1 pseudogene is annotated in these 285 nt (G+C 67.4%); it reads right to left on the reverse strand.

What is annotated here, in order from left to right:
- Window positions 1-285, reverse strand: a pseudogene (locus SB816_RS31010) (EamA family transporter); the annotation flags it as partial.

The raw sequence follows: 285 nt of genomic DNA on the forward strand, positions 1-285 counted from the left end.
CACGTGCGGATGGGTGTGCGGCTCGTTGCCGTCGTACGGAAAGTCGTGCGCGTGCTGATGGTGTTCGTCGTGACGATGCCGGTGCGCGTGTTCGAGCCGTTCGTGCGCGTGCTCGTGTTCGTGCCGCTCGCGCACATGCAGCCAGATGCCGAGCGCCATCAACGCGGCCGCGATCCAGAACGTGACGGACGGCAGTGCCGGCCAGATCAGCAGCGACAGCACGACGCCGAACAGCGGCGCCACGGAAAAATACGCGCCCGTGCGCGCACTGCCGAGATGGCGCAG

The organism is Achromobacter sp. SIMBA_011, assembly GCF_046535435.1.
GTDB lineage: Bacteria > Pseudomonadota > Gammaproteobacteria > Burkholderiales > Burkholderiaceae_B > Achromobacter > Achromobacter dolens.